General features: G+C 72.3%; 15 protein-coding genes. 12 read left to right on the plus strand and 3 right to left on the minus strand.

The window, feature by feature from the left end; genetic code table 11:
• Window positions 1-15 precede the first annotated feature (15 nt).
• The 5 genes from katG to QI633_RS08975 all read left to right on the plus strand — a co-directional run bounded on the left by katG (window position 16) and on the right by QI633_RS08975 (window position 5,580).
• A complete protein-coding gene (gene katG / locus QI633_RS08955) occupies window positions 16-2,223 on the plus strand; it encodes a catalase/peroxidase HPI (RefSeq protein WP_282428730.1) in 2,208 nt (735 codons plus the stop codon).
• 161 nt (window positions 2,224-2,384) lie between these two features.
• Window positions 2,385-2,696, plus strand: coding sequence for a GNAT family N-acetyltransferase (locus tag QI633_RS08960; protein WP_141799479.1), 312 nt, complete (start codon window positions 2,385-2,387; stop codon window positions 2,694-2,696).
• Window positions 2,693-3,157 (plus strand): carboxymuconolactone decarboxylase family protein, encoded by a 465-nt coding sequence (locus QI633_RS08965; protein WP_282428731.1) that lies wholly within the window; start codon window positions 2,693-2,695, stop codon window positions 3,155-3,157. The genes QI633_RS08960 and QI633_RS08965 overlap by 4 nt, the downstream gene beginning before the upstream one ends.
• 150 nt (window positions 3,158-3,307) lie before the next feature.
• Window positions 3,308-5,047 (plus strand): alkaline phosphatase, encoded by a 1,740-nt coding sequence (locus tag QI633_RS08970; protein ID WP_141799477.1) that lies wholly within the window; start codon window positions 3,308-3,310, stop codon window positions 5,045-5,047.
• Between the two features lie 2 nt (window positions 5,048-5,049).
• On the plus strand, window positions 5,050-5,580 hold the full coding sequence (locus QI633_RS08975; protein ID WP_282428732.1) for a hypothetical protein: 531 nt from the start codon (window positions 5,050-5,052) through the stop codon (window positions 5,578-5,580).
• Window positions 5,581-5,745: 165 nt separating this feature from the next.
• Here QI633_RS08975 and QI633_RS08980 read toward each other — a convergent pair whose 3' ends face one another.
• Window positions 5,746-6,507 carry a 3-oxoacyl-ACP reductase family protein gene (locus tag QI633_RS08980; protein ID WP_282428733.1) on the minus strand — a complete coding sequence of 254 codons (762 nt, stop codon included), beginning with the start codon at window positions 6,505-6,507 and terminating at the stop codon, window positions 5,746-5,748.
• Between the two features lie 88 nt (window positions 6,508-6,595).
• Here QI633_RS08980 and QI633_RS08985 point away from each other — a divergent pair, with 88 nt between their 5' ends.
• The 5 genes from QI633_RS08985 to QI633_RS09005 all read left to right on the plus strand — a co-directional run bounded on the left by QI633_RS08985 (window position 6,596) and on the right by QI633_RS09005 (window position 13,471).
• Window positions 6,596-8,374: an ABC transporter ATP-binding protein gene (locus QI633_RS08985; protein ID WP_282428734.1), complete on the plus strand. Its 1,779-nt coding sequence runs from the start codon at window positions 6,596-6,598 to the stop codon at window positions 8,372-8,374.
• A 30-nt stretch (window positions 8,375-8,404) separates the two neighbouring features.
• Window positions 8,405-10,819 carry a leucine--tRNA ligase gene (gene leuS / locus QI633_RS08990; RefSeq protein WP_282428735.1) on the plus strand — a complete coding sequence of 805 codons (2,415 nt, stop codon included), beginning with the start codon at window positions 8,405-8,407 and terminating at the stop codon, window positions 10,817-10,819.
• 12 nt (window positions 10,820-10,831) lie between these two features.
• The gene (locus QI633_RS08995) at window positions 10,832-11,431 is read left to right on the plus strand and encodes a TetR/AcrR family transcriptional regulator (RefSeq protein ID WP_141799473.1); all 600 of its coding nucleotides are present in this window, start codon (window positions 10,832-10,834) and stop codon (window positions 11,429-11,431) included.
• Between the two features lie 24 nt (window positions 11,432-11,455).
• On the plus strand, window positions 11,456-12,322 hold the full coding sequence (locus QI633_RS09000; RefSeq protein ID WP_282428736.1) for a DegV family protein: 867 nt from the start codon (window positions 11,456-11,458) through the stop codon (window positions 12,320-12,322).
• A gap of 129 nt (window positions 12,323-12,451) precedes the next feature.
• Window positions 12,452-13,471, plus strand: a complete 1,020-nt coding sequence (locus QI633_RS09005) for a helix-hairpin-helix domain-containing protein (protein ID WP_282428737.1) — start codon at window positions 12,452-12,454, stop codon at window positions 13,469-13,471.
• A gap of 24 nt (window positions 13,472-13,495) precedes the next feature.
• Here the strand turns inward: QI633_RS09005 and QI633_RS09010 are convergent, their stop codons facing one another.
• Entirely contained in the window at window positions 13,496-14,530 is a 1,035-nt protein-coding gene (locus QI633_RS09010; RefSeq protein ID WP_282428738.1) for an HPP family protein, read from the minus strand.
• Between the two features lie 36 nt (window positions 14,531-14,566).
• On the opposite strand from QI633_RS09010, the gene QI633_RS09015 reads away from it, so the two are divergent.
• Together QI633_RS09015 and holA are read left to right on the plus strand one after the other, a co-directional pair.
• Window positions 14,567-16,861: a ComEC/Rec2 family competence protein gene (locus QI633_RS09015; protein ID WP_282428739.1), complete on the plus strand. Its 2,295-nt coding sequence runs from the start codon at window positions 14,567-14,569 to the stop codon at window positions 16,859-16,861.
• A 66-nt stretch (window positions 16,862-16,927) separates the two neighbouring features.
• Window positions 16,928-17,899 carry a DNA polymerase III subunit delta gene (gene holA, locus QI633_RS09020; protein ID WP_141799469.1) on the plus strand — a complete coding sequence of 324 codons (972 nt, stop codon included), beginning with the start codon at window positions 16,928-16,930 and terminating at the stop codon, window positions 17,897-17,899.
• Window positions 17,900-18,095: 196 nt separating this feature from the next.
• Here holA and rpsT read toward each other — a convergent pair whose 3' ends face one another.
• Window positions 18,096-18,356 carry a 30S ribosomal protein S20 gene (gene rpsT / locus QI633_RS09025; RefSeq protein ID WP_141799468.1) on the minus strand — a complete coding sequence of 87 codons (261 nt, stop codon included), beginning with the start codon at window positions 18,354-18,356 and terminating at the stop codon, window positions 18,096-18,098.
• Between the last annotated feature and the right edge of the window lie 128 nt (window positions 18,357-18,484).

Genomic DNA, 18,484 nt, shown 5'->3' on the forward strand with positions numbered 1-18,484 from the left:
CCGGAAGGAACCCCGATGCCCGACAACACCCAGCACACCGAGCCTCTCGTCAGCGAGGAGCCGCAGGATGCCGAGCAGCCGCAGGCCAAGTGCCCGGTCATGCACGGTCTGACCCACCCGACCCAGGGCTCGGCCAACCAGCAGTGGTGGCCCAACAAGCTGAACCTCAAGATCCTCGCCAAGAACCCGGCCGTGGCCGACCCCTTCGGTGGCGACTTCGACTACAAGGCCGCCTTCCTCGGCCTCGACCTGGCCGCCGTCAAGGCCGACATCGCCGCGACGTTGACCGACTCGAAGGACTTCTGGCCGGCGGACTTCGGCAACTACGGCCCGCTCTACGTCCGCATGGCCTGGCACTCTGCCGGCACCTACCGCGCCCAGGATGGTCGCGGCGGCGGTGGCCACGGTCAGCAGCGCTTCGCGCCGATCAACTCCTGGCCCGACAACGGCAACCTCGACAAGGCCCGCCGCCTGCTGTGGCCGGTGAAGAAGAAGTACGGCCGAGCGCTGTCGTGGGGCGACCTGATGATCCTGGCCGGCAACGTCGCGCTCGAGGAGATGGGCTTCTCGACCTTCGGGTTCGCCGGAGGCCGTCCCGACGTGTGGGAGGCCGACGACGACGTCTACTGGGGTCCCGAGTCTGAGTGGCTCGACGACAAGCGCTACACCGGTGAGCGCGATCTCGAGGACCCGCTCGCCGCGGTCCAGATGGGCCTCATCTACGTCAACCCCGAGGGCCCCAACGGCAACCCGGACCCGCTGGCGTCGGCGGTCGACATCAAGGACACGTTCGGCCGGATGGGAATGACCGTTGAGGAGACCGTCGCGCTCATCGCCGGTGGCCACACCTTCGGAAAGACTCACGGTGCCGGCGACGCCGGGCTCGTCGGTCCCGAGCCGGAGGCCGCCCCGATCGAGGAGCAGGGCCTGGGTTGGCGCTCGTCGTACAAGTCCGGCAAGGGCATCGACGCCATCACTTCGGGCCTCGAGGTCACCTGGACCTACCACCCGACCCGCTGGGACAACGAGTTCTTCCACATCCTCTTCGCCTACGAGTGGGAGCTCTTCCAGTCGCCAGCCGGTGCCAACCAGTGGCGCCCGAAGAACAACGGCGGCGCCGACCTGGTGCCCGAGTCGTTCGGCGACGCCAAGCGTGAGCCGCGCATGCTCACCTCCGACCTCGCGCTGCGCGAGGACCCGGAGATGCGTCAGATCTCCCTGCGGTTCAAGGAGGACCAGGCAGCGTTCGCGGACGCGTTCGGTCGCGCCTGGTTCAAGCTGACCCACCGCGACATGGGCCCGAAGGCGCGCTACCTCGGCGCCGAGGTTCCGGCCGAGGACTTCATCTGGCAGGACCCGATCCCGGCCGGCACCGCGCTCACCGACGCACAGGTCGCCGAGCTCAAGCAGGCCGTCGCCGGCGCCGGGCTGTCGGTGTCCCAGTTGGTCTCGACCGCCTGGGCCTCTGCATCGACGTACCGCAGCTCTGACAAGCGCGGCGGCGCCAACGGGGCCCGCATCGCGCTGGAACCGCAGAAGTCGTGGGCGATCAACCGTCCGGCCGAGCTGGCCGTGGTGCTCGCGAAGCTCCAGGAGATCGCCACCGCACAGGGCGCTTCGCTGGCCGACACCATCGTGGTCGCCGGCTCGGTGGGCGTCGAGCAGGCTGCCAAGGCGGCCGGCTTCGACGTCACGGTCACCACCACGACCGGTCGCGGCGACGCCACCCAGGAGCAGACCGACATCGAGCTGACCAACTATCTCGAGCCCAAGGCCGACGGGTTCCGCAACTACCTTGCGAAGTCGAGCCGGTTCCCGGCCGAGTTCACGCTGGTCGACCGCGCCAACCTCCTCGGCGTCAGCGCGCCGGAGCTCACCGCCCTCATCGGCGGCCTCCGCGTGCTCGGCACCAACTGGGACGGCTCGGACCTCGGTGTCCTCACCGACAACCCGGGTGTGCTGACGAACGACTACTTCGTCAACCTGCTCGACCTCGGTACGACGTGGACCCCCACGGACTCCTCGCAGGAGGTGTTCGCGGCCACCACCGAGTCCGGCGCGACCTGGACCGGCAGCCGCAACGACCTGGTGTTCGCCTCGAACTCCGAGCTGCGCGCGCTCGCCGAGGTATACGCCAGCGACGACGCGAAGGAGAAGTTCGTCAACGACTTCGTCGCCGCGTGGACCAAGGTCATGGACGCTGACCGCTGGGACCTGCGCTGAGCGCATGACTCCTCCGGTGTCGTGAGCGGAGGCCGCCCCGTCCGGGGCGGCCTCCGTGCCTTTTCAGGGACCTACCGGCAGGATGTCCGCATGAGCACCCCACCAAGTTCTTCGCTTCCCCCGCTCCGCTCCTCCAGCGAACAACTTGTCGGGGACCCCGCATGACCGACGGCCCGGACAACAGCGGCATCGCCTACGTCCACGCCCCCGCCAAGCACCGCTACGAGATCCGCGACGGCGAGACGCTCGCCGGGTTCACGCAGTACCGCCTGCCGGACGACGAGCACGTCGACTTCGTCCACACCGAGGTCGACGACGCGTACGGCGGCCGCGGCCTCGCCGGCGAGCTGGTCGCCGCGGCGCTGGCCGACGTCCGCGAGCAGGGCAAGCGGATCATCGCGCACTGCCCCTACGTCGCCCGGTGGCTGACCAAGCACCCCGAGTACGACGACATCACCGACCCCGCGCTGTGAGCACCGCCGAGCGGCGTCGCAACGTCTACCTCGACAAGTCGCACCCGACGTCCTACCAGGCGGCGGCCGACCTGGCCCTCGAGGTGGGCGCGGCCGCAGAGGCTGCCGGCCTGGACCGGAGGCTCCTCGAGCTGGTCAACATCCGGGTCTCGCAGATCAACGGCTGCGCCTACTGCCTCGACCTCCACCGCCGCCGCGCCGTCGAGGCGGGGGAGTCGGAGCGACGGCTGATCGTCCTCGACGCCTGGGCCGAGACCGCCCTGTTCTCCGATCAGGAGCGGGCCGCGCTGCAGCTCGCGGAGTCGATCACCCGGCTGCCGGAGCCCGACGAGCGTCGTTACGCCGAGGACGAGGCGCGTGCGGTGCTGGGCGACGACGCCTACAGCGCTGTCGCCTGGGTCGCGATCACGATGAACGCGTTCAACCGGATCTCGATCACCAGCCACCACCCGGTCCGGTAGCCGGCCACCTCCGCCTCGGAACGGCGGAACGAGCCGTTCACCTCGTGCACGCCTGGCGGCCAACCGCTGCTGGCGACCGGTTGACGAGGGATCCCTAGCCTCCCGACGATCGTGCCGAACAGCGGCGCGGAGGAAAGGGACATCCCGAGCATGCGATCTCGCATCAAGACGACCGCACTGGCGGCCGTGCTGCTGGCCGGTACCACCGGCATCGGTGCGGGCCTGACCAACCAGGCTGCTGCCGAGCCCGCCGCGGGCAAGGCCAAGAACGTCATCTACCTGCTGGGCGACGGCATGGGCCGCACTCACGTGACGGCGGGCCGGGAGCGGTACTACGGCGCCGACGGCAAGCTGAACATGGAGACGATGCCGGTGGTGGGCCAGGTGTCGACGTACGCCGTCGAGAAGAACTCCGGCCAGCCCGGCGCGGCCGACTTCCACCCCAACCTGGTCACCGACTCGGCCTCGGCCGCCACCGCGTGGTCCTCGGGCGTCAAGACCTACAACGCGGCGCTCGGCATCGACGCGAAGGGCAACCTGGCGCCGACCGTCATGGAGCAGGCGCACGCCGCCGGCCTCGCGACGGGCAACGTGTCGACCGCGGAGATCACCGACGCCACGCCGGCCGGCCAGATGTCGCACGCGCTCGCGCGCGGTTGCCAGGGCCCGAGCTACTCCGCCAGCTGCCAGGACAACGCCATCACCGGCGCCGACCTGCCGACGAGCGACCTCCGGGTCACCCCGATCGCCGACCAGATCGCGCGGAACCAGACCGCCGACGTCATCCTCGGTGGTGGACTCGCCCGGTTCGACGCCGCGGACGAGACCGCGCTCAAGGCGAACGGCTACACCGTGCTCGGCTCGCCGGGCACCCAGACCGTCGCGACCGAGAGCGACCTCGACGGTGCGAGCGGGCAGAAGGTCTTCGGCCTCTTCAACAAGGGCAACCTGACCGTCGAGAAGTCCAAGCAGGACAACCCCGCCTCCCCGCAGGCGCTGGAGCCGACCGTCGCCGAGATGACCAGCAAGGCGATCAGCCTGCTCAAGTCCAAGAGCGACGCGAACGGCGGCAAGGGCTTCTATCTGCAGGTCGAGGGCGCGCTCATCGACAAGCGCTCGCACGCCAACGACGCCGCACAGACGCTGGAGGAGATCAAGGCGTTCGACGACGCCGTCAAGGTCGCACTCGACTTCGCCAAGTCCGACGGCAACACCCTGGTGATCGTGACCGCCGACCACGAGTGCGCGGGCTTCAACATCATCGAGAAGGGCACCTTCACCAACGCCGAGGCCGACCACCTCCCGGTCAACGTCGACGGTGGCAACGCCGCCAACAACTCGACCCCGTCGCGACCGGGCAACCAGGCCAAGGACGCCGGCCGCACGGAGTTCGCCCCGGCCACCTTCCGCACGAAGGACGACCCTGCCTCGGTCCACGACGGCGACGCCGCAGCCAGCCTGTGGCTCACCTACCTGTCGGGCAACCACACCGGCGCCGACGTCCCCGTCTTCGCCTACGGTCCAGGCTCGTCCGCGATCAGCGCCGAGATCGACAACACCGACCTGTTCGGCATCGTCCGCACCGCGCTGAACCTCGACGGCTCGGCATCTCCGGCCAAGGCTGCGTCGACGACCGCGATCAAGGCACCGAAGACGGTCAAGGTGGGCAAGAAGGCGACCGTCAAGGTCACCGTGGCCCCGGCCGCCGCCACGGGGTCGGTGAGGATCCTCGACAAGGGCAAGGTCATCAGGACCGTCGCCGTGTCGGGCTCCACCGTCAAGGTGAAGGTCAGGCTGAAGAAGGGCAAGCACAAGCTCAGGGCGGAGTACGCCGGCAGCACGTCGTACGACCCGTCGACGTCTCCGGCCGTCAAGGTGCACGTGCGCTGACCATGAGACTCCGCACCACTGCCGTCTCGGTCGCCGCCGCCCTCGCTCTCGCGGGTTGCGGCGGCGCCGGGAACGGTGGCGGCTCCGCCGCCTCCGACCCCTCGACGAGCACCCCGAGCCCGGTGGTCGTCACCAGCTTCCCCGACCTGCCGGCCCCGACCGGCGAGCCCGACCTGCCCGGCATCGCCACCGCGGCACCAGCCTCGGCAGGCGCCGTCGGCCACATTCCCGGGCCCTTCGACGACCGCTTCCGGTTCGGGGAGCTCGCCTTCGACGGCGAGCGTGTCGTCGGCTCACTCGATGTCACCACCGATGTCTCCGACCTGCTCGAGCTGCAGGTGCTGGCAGGCTTCTACGACGCCTCGGGCGCGCTGCTCGGCCGCGGCCGGTACACCCACCACCTCGACGAGGGCACCCATCACGACGAGGGTCCGCCCTCGGAGCACGAGGAGTTCACGATCGTCGTACCGAAGCGGCTGCGCGGCCAGGCCGTCTCCGCGGCCATCGGCGTCCCGGTCCTCGTCAACGAGTAGCCTCCCGCCGACCCGGCGCGTACTGGCACGCAGAACACGCCGACCCGGCAGAAACGAGCGGACAAATCCCATCGACCCGGCAGAAACTTGCCCGACGAGAGCCACTTTCTGCCGGGTCGACGCACGCCCCGGGCAACTTCGCGCCGGGTCGGCGGGGGCCGGGGGTCAGGTGATGGTCATCCCGCCGTCGACGGCGAGGGTCTGGCCGGTGACGTAGCCGGCGGCGTCGGAGGCGAGGAAGACCACGGTGGCGGCCAGCTCGCGGGGGTCGCCCTTGCGGCCGGCGGGGATCCGCGCCTGCTGGGAGTCGAGGTAGCCCGGCGGGTAGCTGTCGGTCATCTCCGAGGCGAAGAAGCCCGGCGCGATCGCGTTGACCCGGATGCCCTTGCGGCCGGTCCACTGCTGGGCCAGGTCGCGGGTCAGGCCGATCACACCGGCCTTCGAGGCGGCGTACGCGGCCTGGGGGAGGCCGGCGGTGGTGATGCCGAGCACCGAGGAGATGTTGATGATGCTGGAGCCGGGTTGCATCACGCGGCCGCACGCCTGGGCCATCCAGTAGCTGCCGTTGAGGTTGATCTCGATGACCTGGCTGAACTGCTCGGGCGTCTCCCGCGTCGCGGGTACGGCGGTTCCGACACCCGCGTTGTTGACCAGGATGTCGACCCGGCCGAACTCCGCCATGGTCGCGTCGACCAGTGCCTGGCAGGAGGCGGGGTCGGCGACGTCGGTGGCGACGCCGAGCGCGCGGCGGCCCGCGGCCTCGACGAGGGCGGCGGTGTCGGCGAGCCGATCGACGCGACGCGCGCCGAGGGCGACGTCCGCGCCGGCCTCGGCGAGCGCCTTGGCGAAGTCGACGCCCAGCCCGGAGCTGGCGCCGGTGACGACGGCGACCTTGCCGTCGAGGCGGAAGAGATCGGTGACGGTCATGGAGGCACGGTAGCGGCCCCACCTGCCGGTCGGCGGCGCCCACCAACTAAGGTTCACCTAACTTCCCTGACCTCGAGGAGGAGACCCGGTGGAACCGGTCGTCGACCGCCCCCTGGCGGCCCTGTGGCAGCGCTACCGGCGCTACCGCGGCCGGTTCGTGCTCGCCGTCGCGATGTCGACCCTGAACAAGGTCGCCGACGTCGTGCCCGAGCTGCTGATCGGCGCCGCCGTCGACGTCGTGGTCCGTGGCGCCGACTCCTTCGTCGGCGACCTGCTCGGCGTCGAGTCCCGCTACGTCCAGCTGGGCTGGCTCGCGGTGATCAACCTCGTCGTGTGGATCGTCGAGTCCGCCTCGGAGTACGCCGCCGACGTCCTGTGGCGAGGCCTCGCGCAGGGCATCGAGCATGACTTGCGGGTCGAGGCCTACGACCACGCGCAGCACCTCCACCTGGGCTGGCACGAGGCCCGACCGCAGGGCGCGACACTGGCCACTCTCAACGACGACGTCAACCAGCTCGAGCGGATGCTCGACGTCGGCCTCAAGGCGATCCTGCAGACCGCCCTCAACGTCCTGCTGGTCGGCATCGTGTTCGCGATCGCGTCCTGGGAGCTGCTGCTCTACGCGTTCCTTCCGATCCCGCTCATCGTGGTCGGCTCGCTGGTCTTCCAGCGCCGCCTCGAGCCGTTGTACGACGACGTGCGGGCCCGGGTGGGCGACCTGTCCGGTGCCCTCAGCGCCAACCTCGCCGGCATCGCGACCATCAAGTCCTTCACGGCAGAGGACCGTGAGCGCGACCGGATCACGGCGGTCTCCTCGGCCTACCGCGATGCGAACCTGCGCGCGATCCGGTCCTCGGCCGCCTTCGTCCCACTGGTGCGCATGGCGATCCTCGCCGGCTTCACCTGCACCCTGCTGCTCGGCGGCTGGGCGACGCTCGACGGGCGCCTCGAGGTCGGCCTGTACTCGGTCCTGGTGTTCATGACCCAGCGGCTGCTGTGGCCGCTGACCGAGGTGGCCGAGGTCCTCGACCTCTACCAGCGCGGCCGCGCCTCGACCGTGCGGATCCTCGCGCTGCTGGCCGAGCCGGTCGACGTGCCCGCGGGCTCGGCGAGCCTGGCGAAGCCGGTGGGCGGCCGGATCGAGCTGAGCGGTGTCCGAGCCGGGTACGCCGACGGCCCGGACGTGCTGCACGACCTGGACCTCGTCGTACCGGCGGGTGAGACGCACGCGATCGTCGGCCCCACCGGCGCCGGCAAGTCCTCGCTGTTGCGGCTGGTGCTGCGCTTCGACGACCCGCGCGCCGGACAGGTGCTGCTCGACGGCACCGACGTGCGCGACCTCGACTGGGACTCGCTGCGCGGCTCGATGGGCTACGTCGCCCAGGACGTCTACCTGTTCAGCGGCACGATCGCCGACAACATCGCCTACGGCCGGCCCGACGCGTCCCGCGAGGAGGTCCGCGACGCAGCCGAGGCAGCGGCGGCCGCGGAGTTCATCGAGCGCCTCGACGGCGGGTACGACGCGTGGGTGGGCGAGCGCGGCATCACGCTGTCCGGCGGGCAGCGGCAGCGGATCGCGCTGGCCCGCGCCCTGCTGCGCGAGCCGGCCCTGCTCGTCCTCGACGAGGCCACCAGCGCGGTCGACAACGAGACGGAGGCCGCCATCCAGCAGTCCCTGCGCCGGGCGGGGGAGCGGTGCACCACGATCGTGGTCGCCCACCGGCTCTCGACGGTCCGGCACGCCCACCGGATCTGGGTCCTCGACGGTGGCCGGGTGGCCGAGGCGGGCACCCACGACGAGCTGGTCGCGCGCGACGGCGCCTACGCCGCGCTGTGGCGTGTCCAGACAGGTGAGGCCGTGGCCTGACCCGCGCTCGCCGACGACTATCCTTTGGTCGTGAGTGAAACGGCTGCATCCCCCGAGGTCCACTACGACGCGCATGCCGTCGAGGCGAAGTGGCTTCCCGTGTGGGAGCGCCTCGACGCCTTCCGGGCCGACGACGCGGCCGTGCTCGCCGGTGAGAGGCCCAAGTTCTACGGGCTGACGATGTTCCCCTACCCGAGCGGCGACCTGCACATGGGGCACGCCGAGGTGATGGCGCTGCACGACGTCCTGTGCCGCTACAAGAGGTTCCGCGGGTTCGAGGTCCTCAACCCGATGGGCTGGGACTCCTTCGGCCTGCCCGCCGAGAACGCCGCGATCAAGAACGACGAGCACCCGGCGACCTACACCTACGCCAACATCGAGACCCAGTTCTCCTCCTTCAAGAAGTACGGCCTGAGCTTCGACTGGTCGCGCCGCCTGCACACCTCGGACCCCGAGTACTACAAGTGGACCCAGTGGATCTTCCTCAAGCTGCGTGAGCAGGGCCTGGCCTACCGGAAGAACTCGGCCGTCAACTGGTGCCCCAACGACCAGACCGTGCTGGCCAACGAGCAGGTGCTGGCCGACGGCACCTGCGAGCGCTGCGGCGCCGAGGTCACCAAGAAGGAGCTCACGCAGTGGTACTTCCGGACCACCGCCTACGCGCAGGAGCTCTACGACTCGCTCGATGACCTGCAGGACAGCTGGATCCCCAAGGTCGTCAACGCGCAGCGCAACTGGATCGGTCGCTCCGAGGGCGCCCACGTGTCCTTCGACGTCGAGGGCCACGACCCGATCACGGTCTTCACCACGCGTCCCGACACCCTGGTCGGAGCGACCTTCATGGTCGTCGCCGCCGATGCCAAGCTGGCCCAGCAGCTGGTCGCGCCGGAGCGGGCCCAGGCGCTGGAGGAGTACCTCGCCGACGTACGCAAGGCGTCCGACATCGACCGGCTCGCCACCGACCGGCCCAAGACCGGCGTCGACCTGGGCGTGAGCGCCACCAACCCGCTGACCGGCGAGCAGATCCCGGTCTGGGCGGCCGACTACGTGCTGGCCGACTACGGCACCGGCGCGATCATGGCGGTCCCCGCCCACGACGACCGCGACCGCGAGTTCGCCGAGAAGTTCGGGCTCCCGATCGTGCCGGTCTACGACGACGAGCAGCCCTACGACAAGGCCGCCGAGGTGTCGAAGGCGATCGCCGCCGTCGAGGCCAGTGGCCACGGCGAGGGCACCGTCAACTTCCGGCTGCGCGACTGGCTTCTGTCCCGCCAGCGCTACTGGGGCGCGCCGATCCCGATCATCCACTGCGCTGCGTGTGGTGAGGTGCCGGTCCCCGAGGACCAGCTGCCCGTCGAGCTGCCCGAGCTGCGCGGCGCCGACCTCAAGCCCAAGGGCACCTCGCCGCTGGGCGCGGCCACCGAGTGGGTCAACGTCAGCTGCCCGACGTGCGGCGGCCCGGCGACCCGCGACACCGACACCATGGACACCTTCGTGGACTCGTCCTGGTACTTCTTCCGCTACCTCTCGCCCCACGACAGCACCCAGGCCTTCGACCCGGCGCTGGCCAAGGCCTGGGGGCCGGTCGACTTCTACCTCGGCGGCTCCGAGCACGCCGTGCTCCACCTGCTCTACGCGCGCTTCTTCACCAAGGCGATGCGCGACATGGGCCTGATCGACTGGGACGAGCCGTTCTCGGCGTACCTCTCCCAGGGCACCGTCATCAACAACGGCCACAAGATGAGCAAGTCGCTGGGCAACGGCGTCGCGCTGGGCGCCCAGCTCGACGAGTACGGCGTCGACGCGGTCCGGCTCACGCTGGTCTTCGCCAGCCCGCCCGAGGACAACATCGACTGGGCCGACGTGTCGCCGGCCGGCTCGGCGAAGTTCCTGCAGCGTGCGTGGCGGCTGTCCGGCGACGTGACGTCGGCCGTGGACGTGGACGTGACCATCGGTGACGTCGGGCTGCGCAAGGTCACCCACAAGACGGTGGAGGAGGCCGCGCACCTGCTCGACTCCTACCGGTTCAACGTGGTCGTCGCACGCACGATGGAGCTGGTCAACGCGACCCGCAAGGCCATCGACAGCGGGTGCGGTCCCGAGGACCCGGCCGTGCGCGAGGCCGCGGAGACGGTCGCGATCCTGCTGTCCCTGGTAGCGCCGTACACCGCGGAGGAGATGTGGGCCCGGCTCGGCCACGAGCCGTCCGTCGCCCAGGCCGCCTGGCCCACCGTCGACCCCGCCCTGCTGGTCGAGGACGCGGTCACCGCCGTCGTCCAGATCCAGGGCAAGGTCCGCGGCCGCCTGGAGGTCGCGCCCGACATCAGCGAGGCCGACCTCGAGGCCGCGGCGCTCGCCGACCCGGCGGTCGTCAAGGCGATCGACGGGCGTGCGGTGCGCAAGGTGATCGTGCGGGCGCCGAAGCTCGTCAACATCGTCGTCTGAGCTGGACGGGCGATGGCTGAGGCGGACTCGCGGCGACGCCGGATCATCGACGCGACCCTCGACGTGATCCGCGACCACGGGCTGGCCGGCACGCGCACGCTCGAGATCGCGCGCCGCGCCGGGGTGAGCACCGGCCTGGTGCTCTACCACTTCAGCACCCTCGACGGCCTGGTCGCGGCCGCGATGGAGGAGTCTGAGGACCGCTACTACCGCAGCCTCGACGACAACGGCGCCGACCGACCCGCCCCCGAGCGGCTGCGGCTGCTCGTCGAGCGCTCCGGTGACCCGGTGACCGGCATCCCCGCGTGGACGCTGTGGATGGAGTTCTGGGTGCGGGCGATGCGCGACCCCGCCACGGCCGCACTGTGTGCCGGCCTGGAGGCGCGGTGGCGCGCCACCCTGCGCGAGGTGATCGACCAGGGCGTGCGGGAGGGCTGCTTCACGACCGCGGCGCCCGCCGACGCCGTCCTGCGGCTGTCGGCTCTGCTCGACGGGCTGTCCGTGTCCGCCACGCTCGGCGACCGCGACGTACCCGTCGAGACCATCCCGCGGCTGTGGCTCGAGGCGGCTGTCCGCGAGCTGGGCTGTGCGCCCGCCCTGCTCGGGCTCTGAGTCGTGAGCCGCTAGCCTCAGCGCATGTCGATCGTCGTGGTCACCGACTCCACCTCGACCGTCCCGGCCGAGGTCGCGGAGGCCAGCGGGGTGCACGTCGTACCGCTGCAGGTGGTGATCGACGACGACGTCTACGACGAGGGTGCCGAAGAGGTCACTCCCGAGCGGCTCGCCGTCGCGCTGAAGGAGAAGCGCGCCGTCAGCACCTCGCGGGCCTCGCCCGCGGTGTTCGCGGACCTCTACGACCGCCTCGCCGCCGAGGGCGCGACGGAGATCGTGTCGATCCACCTCTCTGCCGAGGTCAGCGGCACCTTCGAGTCGGCGCTGGTCGCGTCCCGGCAGGCTCCGGTCCCGGTGACCTGCGTCGACTCGCGCCAGGTCGGGGTCGCCACGGGGTACGCCGTCGAGTCGGCCCTCGACGTCATCTCGCGCGGCGGTACGGCCGCCGAGGCCGCCGAGGCGGCGCGGGCCCGGGCCGCCGGTGCGACCTCGCTCTTCTACGTCAACACCCTCGAGTACCTCCGCCGTGGTGGCCGGGTCGGTGCTGCCGCCGCCGTCTTCGGCGGGGCGCTCGCGGTCAAGCCGCTGCTCGGCATCGTCGACGGCGTGATCTCGCCCCAGGCCAAGGTCCGCACCGCAGCCAAGGCGATCGCCCGCCTCGAGGCGCTGGCGGTGGAGGCGGCCGGGGACGTCCCCGTCGAGGTGTGTGTCGCCCACCTCGCCGCCGAGGAGCGGGCCTCCGCGCTGGCCGAGCGGCTCGCCGAGGCGCTGGGCGACCAGGTCGTGCCGGCCCGGTCGGGCGAGGTCGTGCGCTGCGTCGAGCTCGGCGGGGTGCTCGGTGCGCATGTCGGACCGGGGATGCTGGCGATCTGTGTGGCGCCGGTGCTCTGAGCGCTCCGGCGTCACTCCAGTCACGGGCGGGGACGTCGGCTGTCCACAGGCAGGGTCCGGGGTGCTGGTCATCCCCAGGCCGGCTCGCTCCGGCGGCTCGATGACCGGAGGCCGACCTAGCGTGCCGCCATGTCCGTACGACGCTCCGCCGCCCGCCCCGACCCGCCCGCCGCCGATGCCGCGGCGCGCCGGCTGGCGCTGATCGCCGCCGACCTCGGGGTCGCGCCGGCGGCCACCCCGGAGGCGCCCGGGGACGTGGCCGAGCCGGTCGAGCCCTGGTGGGCCGACCACACCCGGGTGGCCGACCAGCCTGACGCCCGGCCTTCGCTGAGCCTGGTGCCGCAGGCGTCCCCGGCGTCCCGGGCGTCCCGGGCAGCGGCGCCGCCGGAGCCTCGGGAGGCGCCGGCGCTGCCCGAGCCGGGCCGTCACGCAGCCCGCCGCCGACGACCGCGACCCCACCCGCGCACCGTGCTCGCTCCGCTCGCCGACCGGCTCCCCGCCCTCGGGATGGCCCAGGTCGCGGTCGTGGCGCTCGCTGTCGCCCTCGGCCTGGCCGTGACCACCTGGTGGGTGCTGCGCGATCGCCCCGAGGCGCTCGCGCCGGTCGCGGCGGAGCCGACCGCCCCGCTCGTCGCGACCCCACCCACCGCGCCGGGCGCGACGGTCCCGTCCGCCTCGGGTGCTGTGGGTGCGCCGGCCCCGAGTGTGGGGAGGGTGACGGTCGACGTGGCGGGCGAGGTACGGCGGCCCGGGATCGTCGTACTCGATGCGGGGGCGCGGGTGACCGACGCGCTCGCGGCGGCCGGCGGCCCGCGCAAGGGGGTCGACCTGACTCCGCTCAACCTGGCCCGGGTGCTGGTCGACGGCGAGCAGATCGTGGTCGGCGGCCCGGCCCGGCCGCAGGCAGCCCCGGGCGCCACGGGTGCCTCGGGGACCGGGAGCGGTGCGCCGCCCGGCCCGCTGGTCAACCTCAACACCGCCGGTCAGGCCGAGCTCGAGTCCCTGCCCCAGGTCGGCCCAGTCACCGCCCAGTCGATCATCGCCTGGCGCGACGCCCACGGCGGGTTCACCAGCGTCGACGAGCTGCTCGAGGTCGACGGGATCGGCGCCAAGACGCTCGAGCAGATCACCCCGCACGTGACGGTGTGACCGGTGCCGGACGTGACGAGCGGATCAGGTGGCGCCGAGGAGCGCGCGGTGCAGCACGGCGATCAGCTCGCCGCGGGTGATCATGCCGACGAGCCGGCCCTCGTCGTCGACCACGGGGACGTTCTTGTACCCCTCGGTCGTCATGATCGGGACCAGGTCGGCAACGGGGGTGTCGGCGGCGATGGTGGTGACGTCGGTCCGCATGATCGAGTCGACCGACTCCAGCTCGACGATGTCGCGGGTGAACAGGTCGATGATCGAGACCACCCCGACCACGTGCCGTTCGGCGTCGACGACCGGCAGGGTCTTGACCTGGCGCTGCACGAGCAGGGTCCGGGCGCGGTAGATCGACTCGAAGGGGTGCACGACCACGACGTCGGTGTTCATGATCCGCGAGACCGGGATCGAGCCGAGCCGCCGGTCGAGGGCGTGGGTCTCGGCGTCGCGCACGATCGAGACGATGTCGGCGGGCAGTACGTCGAGCCGGTCGGCGAGGCGCTTCATCGCCTGCTCGACGTCGGGCGTGGTGATGCCGAGGGCCGCGGCGGCGGGGGAGGCGGCGGCCGCGGCCGGCCGGTGCGGGTACCTCCGCCCGCTCCGGTTGTTCACCGCGATCGCGATCAGCAGCAGCACGAGCGTGTTCACGGCCACCGGCGTGAGGACGAAGAGGAACCCCTGCTCGTGGATGGCGGGGGTGGCGGTGGCGGCCAGCAGCGCGCACGCGCCCCCGGGCGGGTGCAGGCAGCCGAGCAGCATCATCGCGCCGATCGCGGCCCCGACGCCGAAGGCCGCGGCGAGCAGGACGTCGTCCACGACCAGGTGCGCGGCCAGGCCGATCGCCGTCGAGACCAGGTTGCCGCCGAGCACCGGCCATGGCTGGGCGAGGGGACTGGCGGGCACCGCGAACAGCAGCACCGCGCACGCGCCCATCGGCGCCACGATGAACGGCAACAGCTCGGGGCCGCCGGGCACGGCCCGGGCGGTCGCGCCGGCGACGGCGATCCCGAGCAGGGCGCCGAGCGCGCCGCGGGCGAGCTCGGCGGAGCTGTAGCGGGTCACCCGCCCGACCCTAGGGCAACCGCGCCCGACCTGCGGATGCCCGCGCTGGGTGCCGCGGCGTGGCTGGGCGGCATCGCCGCGCAGCAGTCCGGACGGATCGCGTACGCCGGACTCGCCGGACTCGGTCTCCTCGTCTGGGTGCTCGCCCCACGCCTGCCGCCCGGCGGGCTCCGGCTGCTGCTCGCCACCCTGGTGATCGCGGGTGCCGCGACCACCGGCACGGTGCTGCGCCACGATGCCGTCCGCGCCTCGCCGCTGCACGACCTGGCCGCCGAGCGTGCCACGGCCGACCTGGTCGGCACCGTCGTCTCCGATCCCCGGCAGATCACCGGGCGGGCAGGGCCGCAGGTCGTGGTCCGGCTCCGGGCGCGGGAGGTGACCTCGCGCGGCCACCGGTTGCGCACCGGCGGCAGCATCGTCGTCATCGGCACTCCGGGCTGGACCACGGCCGAGCTGGGCTCGCGGGTGATCGCCGAGGGCCGGCTCGCCGCCTCCGACGACCCGGGCACGGCAGCGCTGCTCACCGGTGCCCGCGACCCGGTGCGGATCCGGGGTCCCGATCCCTGGTGGCGGGCGTCCGCGGCGGTGCGTACGTCGATCCGGCGTGCGGTCGCGCACCGTCCGCCCGACCAGGCGGGACTCGTGCCGGCGCTGGTCGACGGCGACGACGCCGGGCTGCCGGACGCGGTCGAGCGGGACTTCCGCACGACCGGCCTCACGCACCTGACCGCCGTCAGCGGGACCAACCTGACGCTGGTGGTCGGCTCGCTGCTGCTGCTCGCCCGAGCGGCCGGGGTCCGCCGGCGGTGGCTGGCCGTGGTCGGCCTGGCAGGCATCGTCGGGTTCGTGCTGCTGGCCCGCACCGAGCCGAGCGTGCTCCGTGCGGCGGTGATGGGGACGGTCGGGCTGTTCGCCTTCGGCCCCGACGGCCGGCGGCGGGGCCTGCGCGCCCTCGGGGTCGCGGTGGCCGGCCTGGTCCTGGTGCAGCCGGACCTGGCCGTGGCGGCCGGCTTCGCACTCTCGGTGCTGGCCACCGCGGGGATCGTGCTGCTCGGTCCGCCGCTCGCGCGGTCCCTGGCGCGGTGGCTGCCACGAGGTGTGGCCGAGGCAGTTGCGGTGCCGACCGCGGCCCAGCTGGCGTGCACCCCGGTCATCGCCGGCCTGTCGGGGCAGGTGAGCCTGGTGGCGATCGGCGCCAACCTGTTGGCGGGACCGGCCGTGGGACCGGCAACGGTGCTCGGCCTAACGGGCGGCCTGGTCGGGCTGGTGTGGCCGTGGGCGGGGCGGTGGTGCGGCACCGCCGCGGGCTGGAGCGTCGGCTGGATCATCGCCGTCGCCGAGCATGCCGCCGCCCTGCCCGGCGCCGCCATCGGCTGGGGGAGCGGGACGCTGGCGGTCGGGGCGCTCGCGGTGCTCTGCCTGCTGCTGGGGATCGCGCTGCCACGGCTGGTGCGGTACCGCGCCGCCGGGGCGGCCCTGGTCGCCCTGTTGCTGCTCGTCGTGCTCGGGGTGCCCGGCCGGCTCTGGTCGGCCGCCTCGGGGGCGTGGCCGCCACCGGGTTGGGTGCTGGTGGCCTGCGACGTCGGGCAGGGCGACGCCCTCGCGCTCGCGGTCGGTCGCCGCTCCGCGATCGTGGTCGACGCCGGACCCGACCCGCGAGCGGTCGACCGCTGCCTGGACAGGCTGGGCGTCGAGCAGGTGCCGCTGCTCGTGCTCACCCACTTCCACGCCGACCACGTCGACGGCATCGCGGGAGTCCTCGACGGGCGGAGCGTGGCAGCCGTCGAGACCACGGCCCTGGCCGACCCGCCGGGCGGGGTGCGGCTGGTGCGGCGTGCGGCGGCCGCTGCGGGCGTGCCGGTGGCGACGGCGGCGTACGGTCTCACGCGGCGGATCGGCGAGGCCACCCTCCAGGTGCTCCACCCCGAGCTACCCGGCGCGATGGTCGACGGTCCCGGCGACGGCAGCACCGCCAACGACGCGAGCGTGGTGCTGCTGGTCGAGGTGGCCGGCGTGCGGCTGCTGCTGACCGGTGACCTCGAGCCACCCGGGCAGGCCGAGGTGGCCGGGCTCGTGGGCGACCTGGACATCGACGTGCTGAAGGTGCCGCACCACGGCAGCTCCCACCAGGACCTGGACTGGCTGACCGACCTACGTCCCGAGGTGGCGCTGGTGTCGGTGGGCGCCGACAACGACTACGGCCACCCGTCGCCGGAGGTGGTGCGGGGTCTGGAGGCGGCCGGGGCGGAGGTGCTGCGGACCGACCGCGACGGCGACATCGCGGTGGTCGGCGACAGTTCCGGCGGGGTGCGGGCGACCACCCGGCAGTGAGCGTCAAGCGTGGATTCAGGCCAAGGTGCCGGGGACCGTGGCGGGGGCGTGTGGGAGGGTGAGCACATGCGGGCCGAGGACGTGCTGGGGCGGGTCATCCTGGTCACCGGCAAGGAGGAGTTCCTCGGTGCCCGGACCGTCGACGAGGTCAGGGCGGCGGTGCGCGCGCACGACGCCGAGGCCGAGTTCGCCGACAGCTCCGCGTCCGACCTGACCCTCGCGACGCTCGGCGAGATGGCGGCGCCGTCGCTGTTCTCCGCGGTGCGTTGCGTGGTGGTCCGCGGCCTGGAGAACCTGCCGGACGAGTCGGTCGAGGGCCTGCTGGGCTACGCCGCCGCGCCGGTCGAGGACGTGGCGCTCGTGCTCGTCCACGGGGGCGGTCAGAAGGGCAGCGGCGTGCTGACCAAGCTGCGCAAGCTGAAGGCCGTCTCCGAGCACAAGTCCGAGGAGCTCAAGCCGTCGGACTTCCCGGCCTTCGTGGCCAACGAGATACGCCGCCACGGCGCGACCATCGACCGGGAGGCGGCCGACGTCCTGATCGAGGCGATCGGTCGCGACCTCCGCTCACTGGCCGGCGCCGCCCACCAGCTCACCAGCGACTTCCCGGGGGAGCGGATCAGCGAGGAGCAGGTCCGCCGCTACTTCGGCGGCCGCGCCGAGGCGAAGTCCTTCGCTGTGGCCGACGCCGCCTTCGCCGGCCGCGACCGGGTCGCGCTGGAGGAGCTGCGCTGGGCCCTCGACGCGGGGACGGCCGCCGTGCTCATCACCTCCGCCTTCGCCGGGAGCGCCCGCGGCCTGGCCCGGATGGTCAGTGCCCCGCGCGGCATGCGCGACGCCGACCTGGCTCGCGAGGTCGGCGTCCCGCCGTGGAAGCTGCGCTCGCTGCGCGACCAGGCCCGCGGCTGGACCGACGTCGGCCTGGCCCGCGCCATCCGTGCCGTCGCCCAGGCCGACGCCGACATCAAGGGCGCGGCCAGCGACGCGTCGTACGCCCTCGAGCGCCTGGTCCTGACCGTCACCGCTCTCCGCCAGCGTTGAGTTGCCCCTTCCTCACCGTTGAGTTGCCACTTTCTCACCGTTGAGTTGCCACCTTCGCAGCGCTGAGTTGGCGCTCTTCGGCAACTCGACGGTGAGAAAGTGGCAACTCAACGGGGCCGTGAAAAATCACGAAGGGAGCCCCCTGACGGGGACTCCCTTGACGTGATGGCTCAGGACCGGAGCCAGCAGGGTGGTCTCAGAGAGAGGCGGCCTGCTTCGCGATCGACGACTTGCGGTTCGCGGCCTGGTTCTTGTGGATGACGCCCTTGGAGGCGGCCTTGTCGAGCTTCTTGGTGGCCTCGCGGCCCAGCGCGACGGCGGCGTCCTTGTCGCCGGCCTCGGCGGCCTCGCGGAACTTGCGGATCGCGGTCTTCAGGCCGGACTTGACGGCCTTGTTGCGCTCGTGACGCTTCTCGTTCTGCTTGTTGCGCTTGATCTGGCTCTTGATGTTCGCCACGGGTTACTCGCCTCTGTGTCAGGTGGAAATGCTGGTTCTGGTCCGGAGCGCGCCTCGGTCACCGTGATCCTGACCTTCCGGACGAGTCCGGGGACGGGCAGGAGGGAACGCGCAGTCGCGACCAGCAA

The sequence above is a fragment of the Nocardioides sp. QY071 genome, assembly GCF_029961765.1.
GTDB lineage: Bacteria > Actinomycetota > Actinomycetes > Propionibacteriales > Nocardioidaceae > Nocardioides.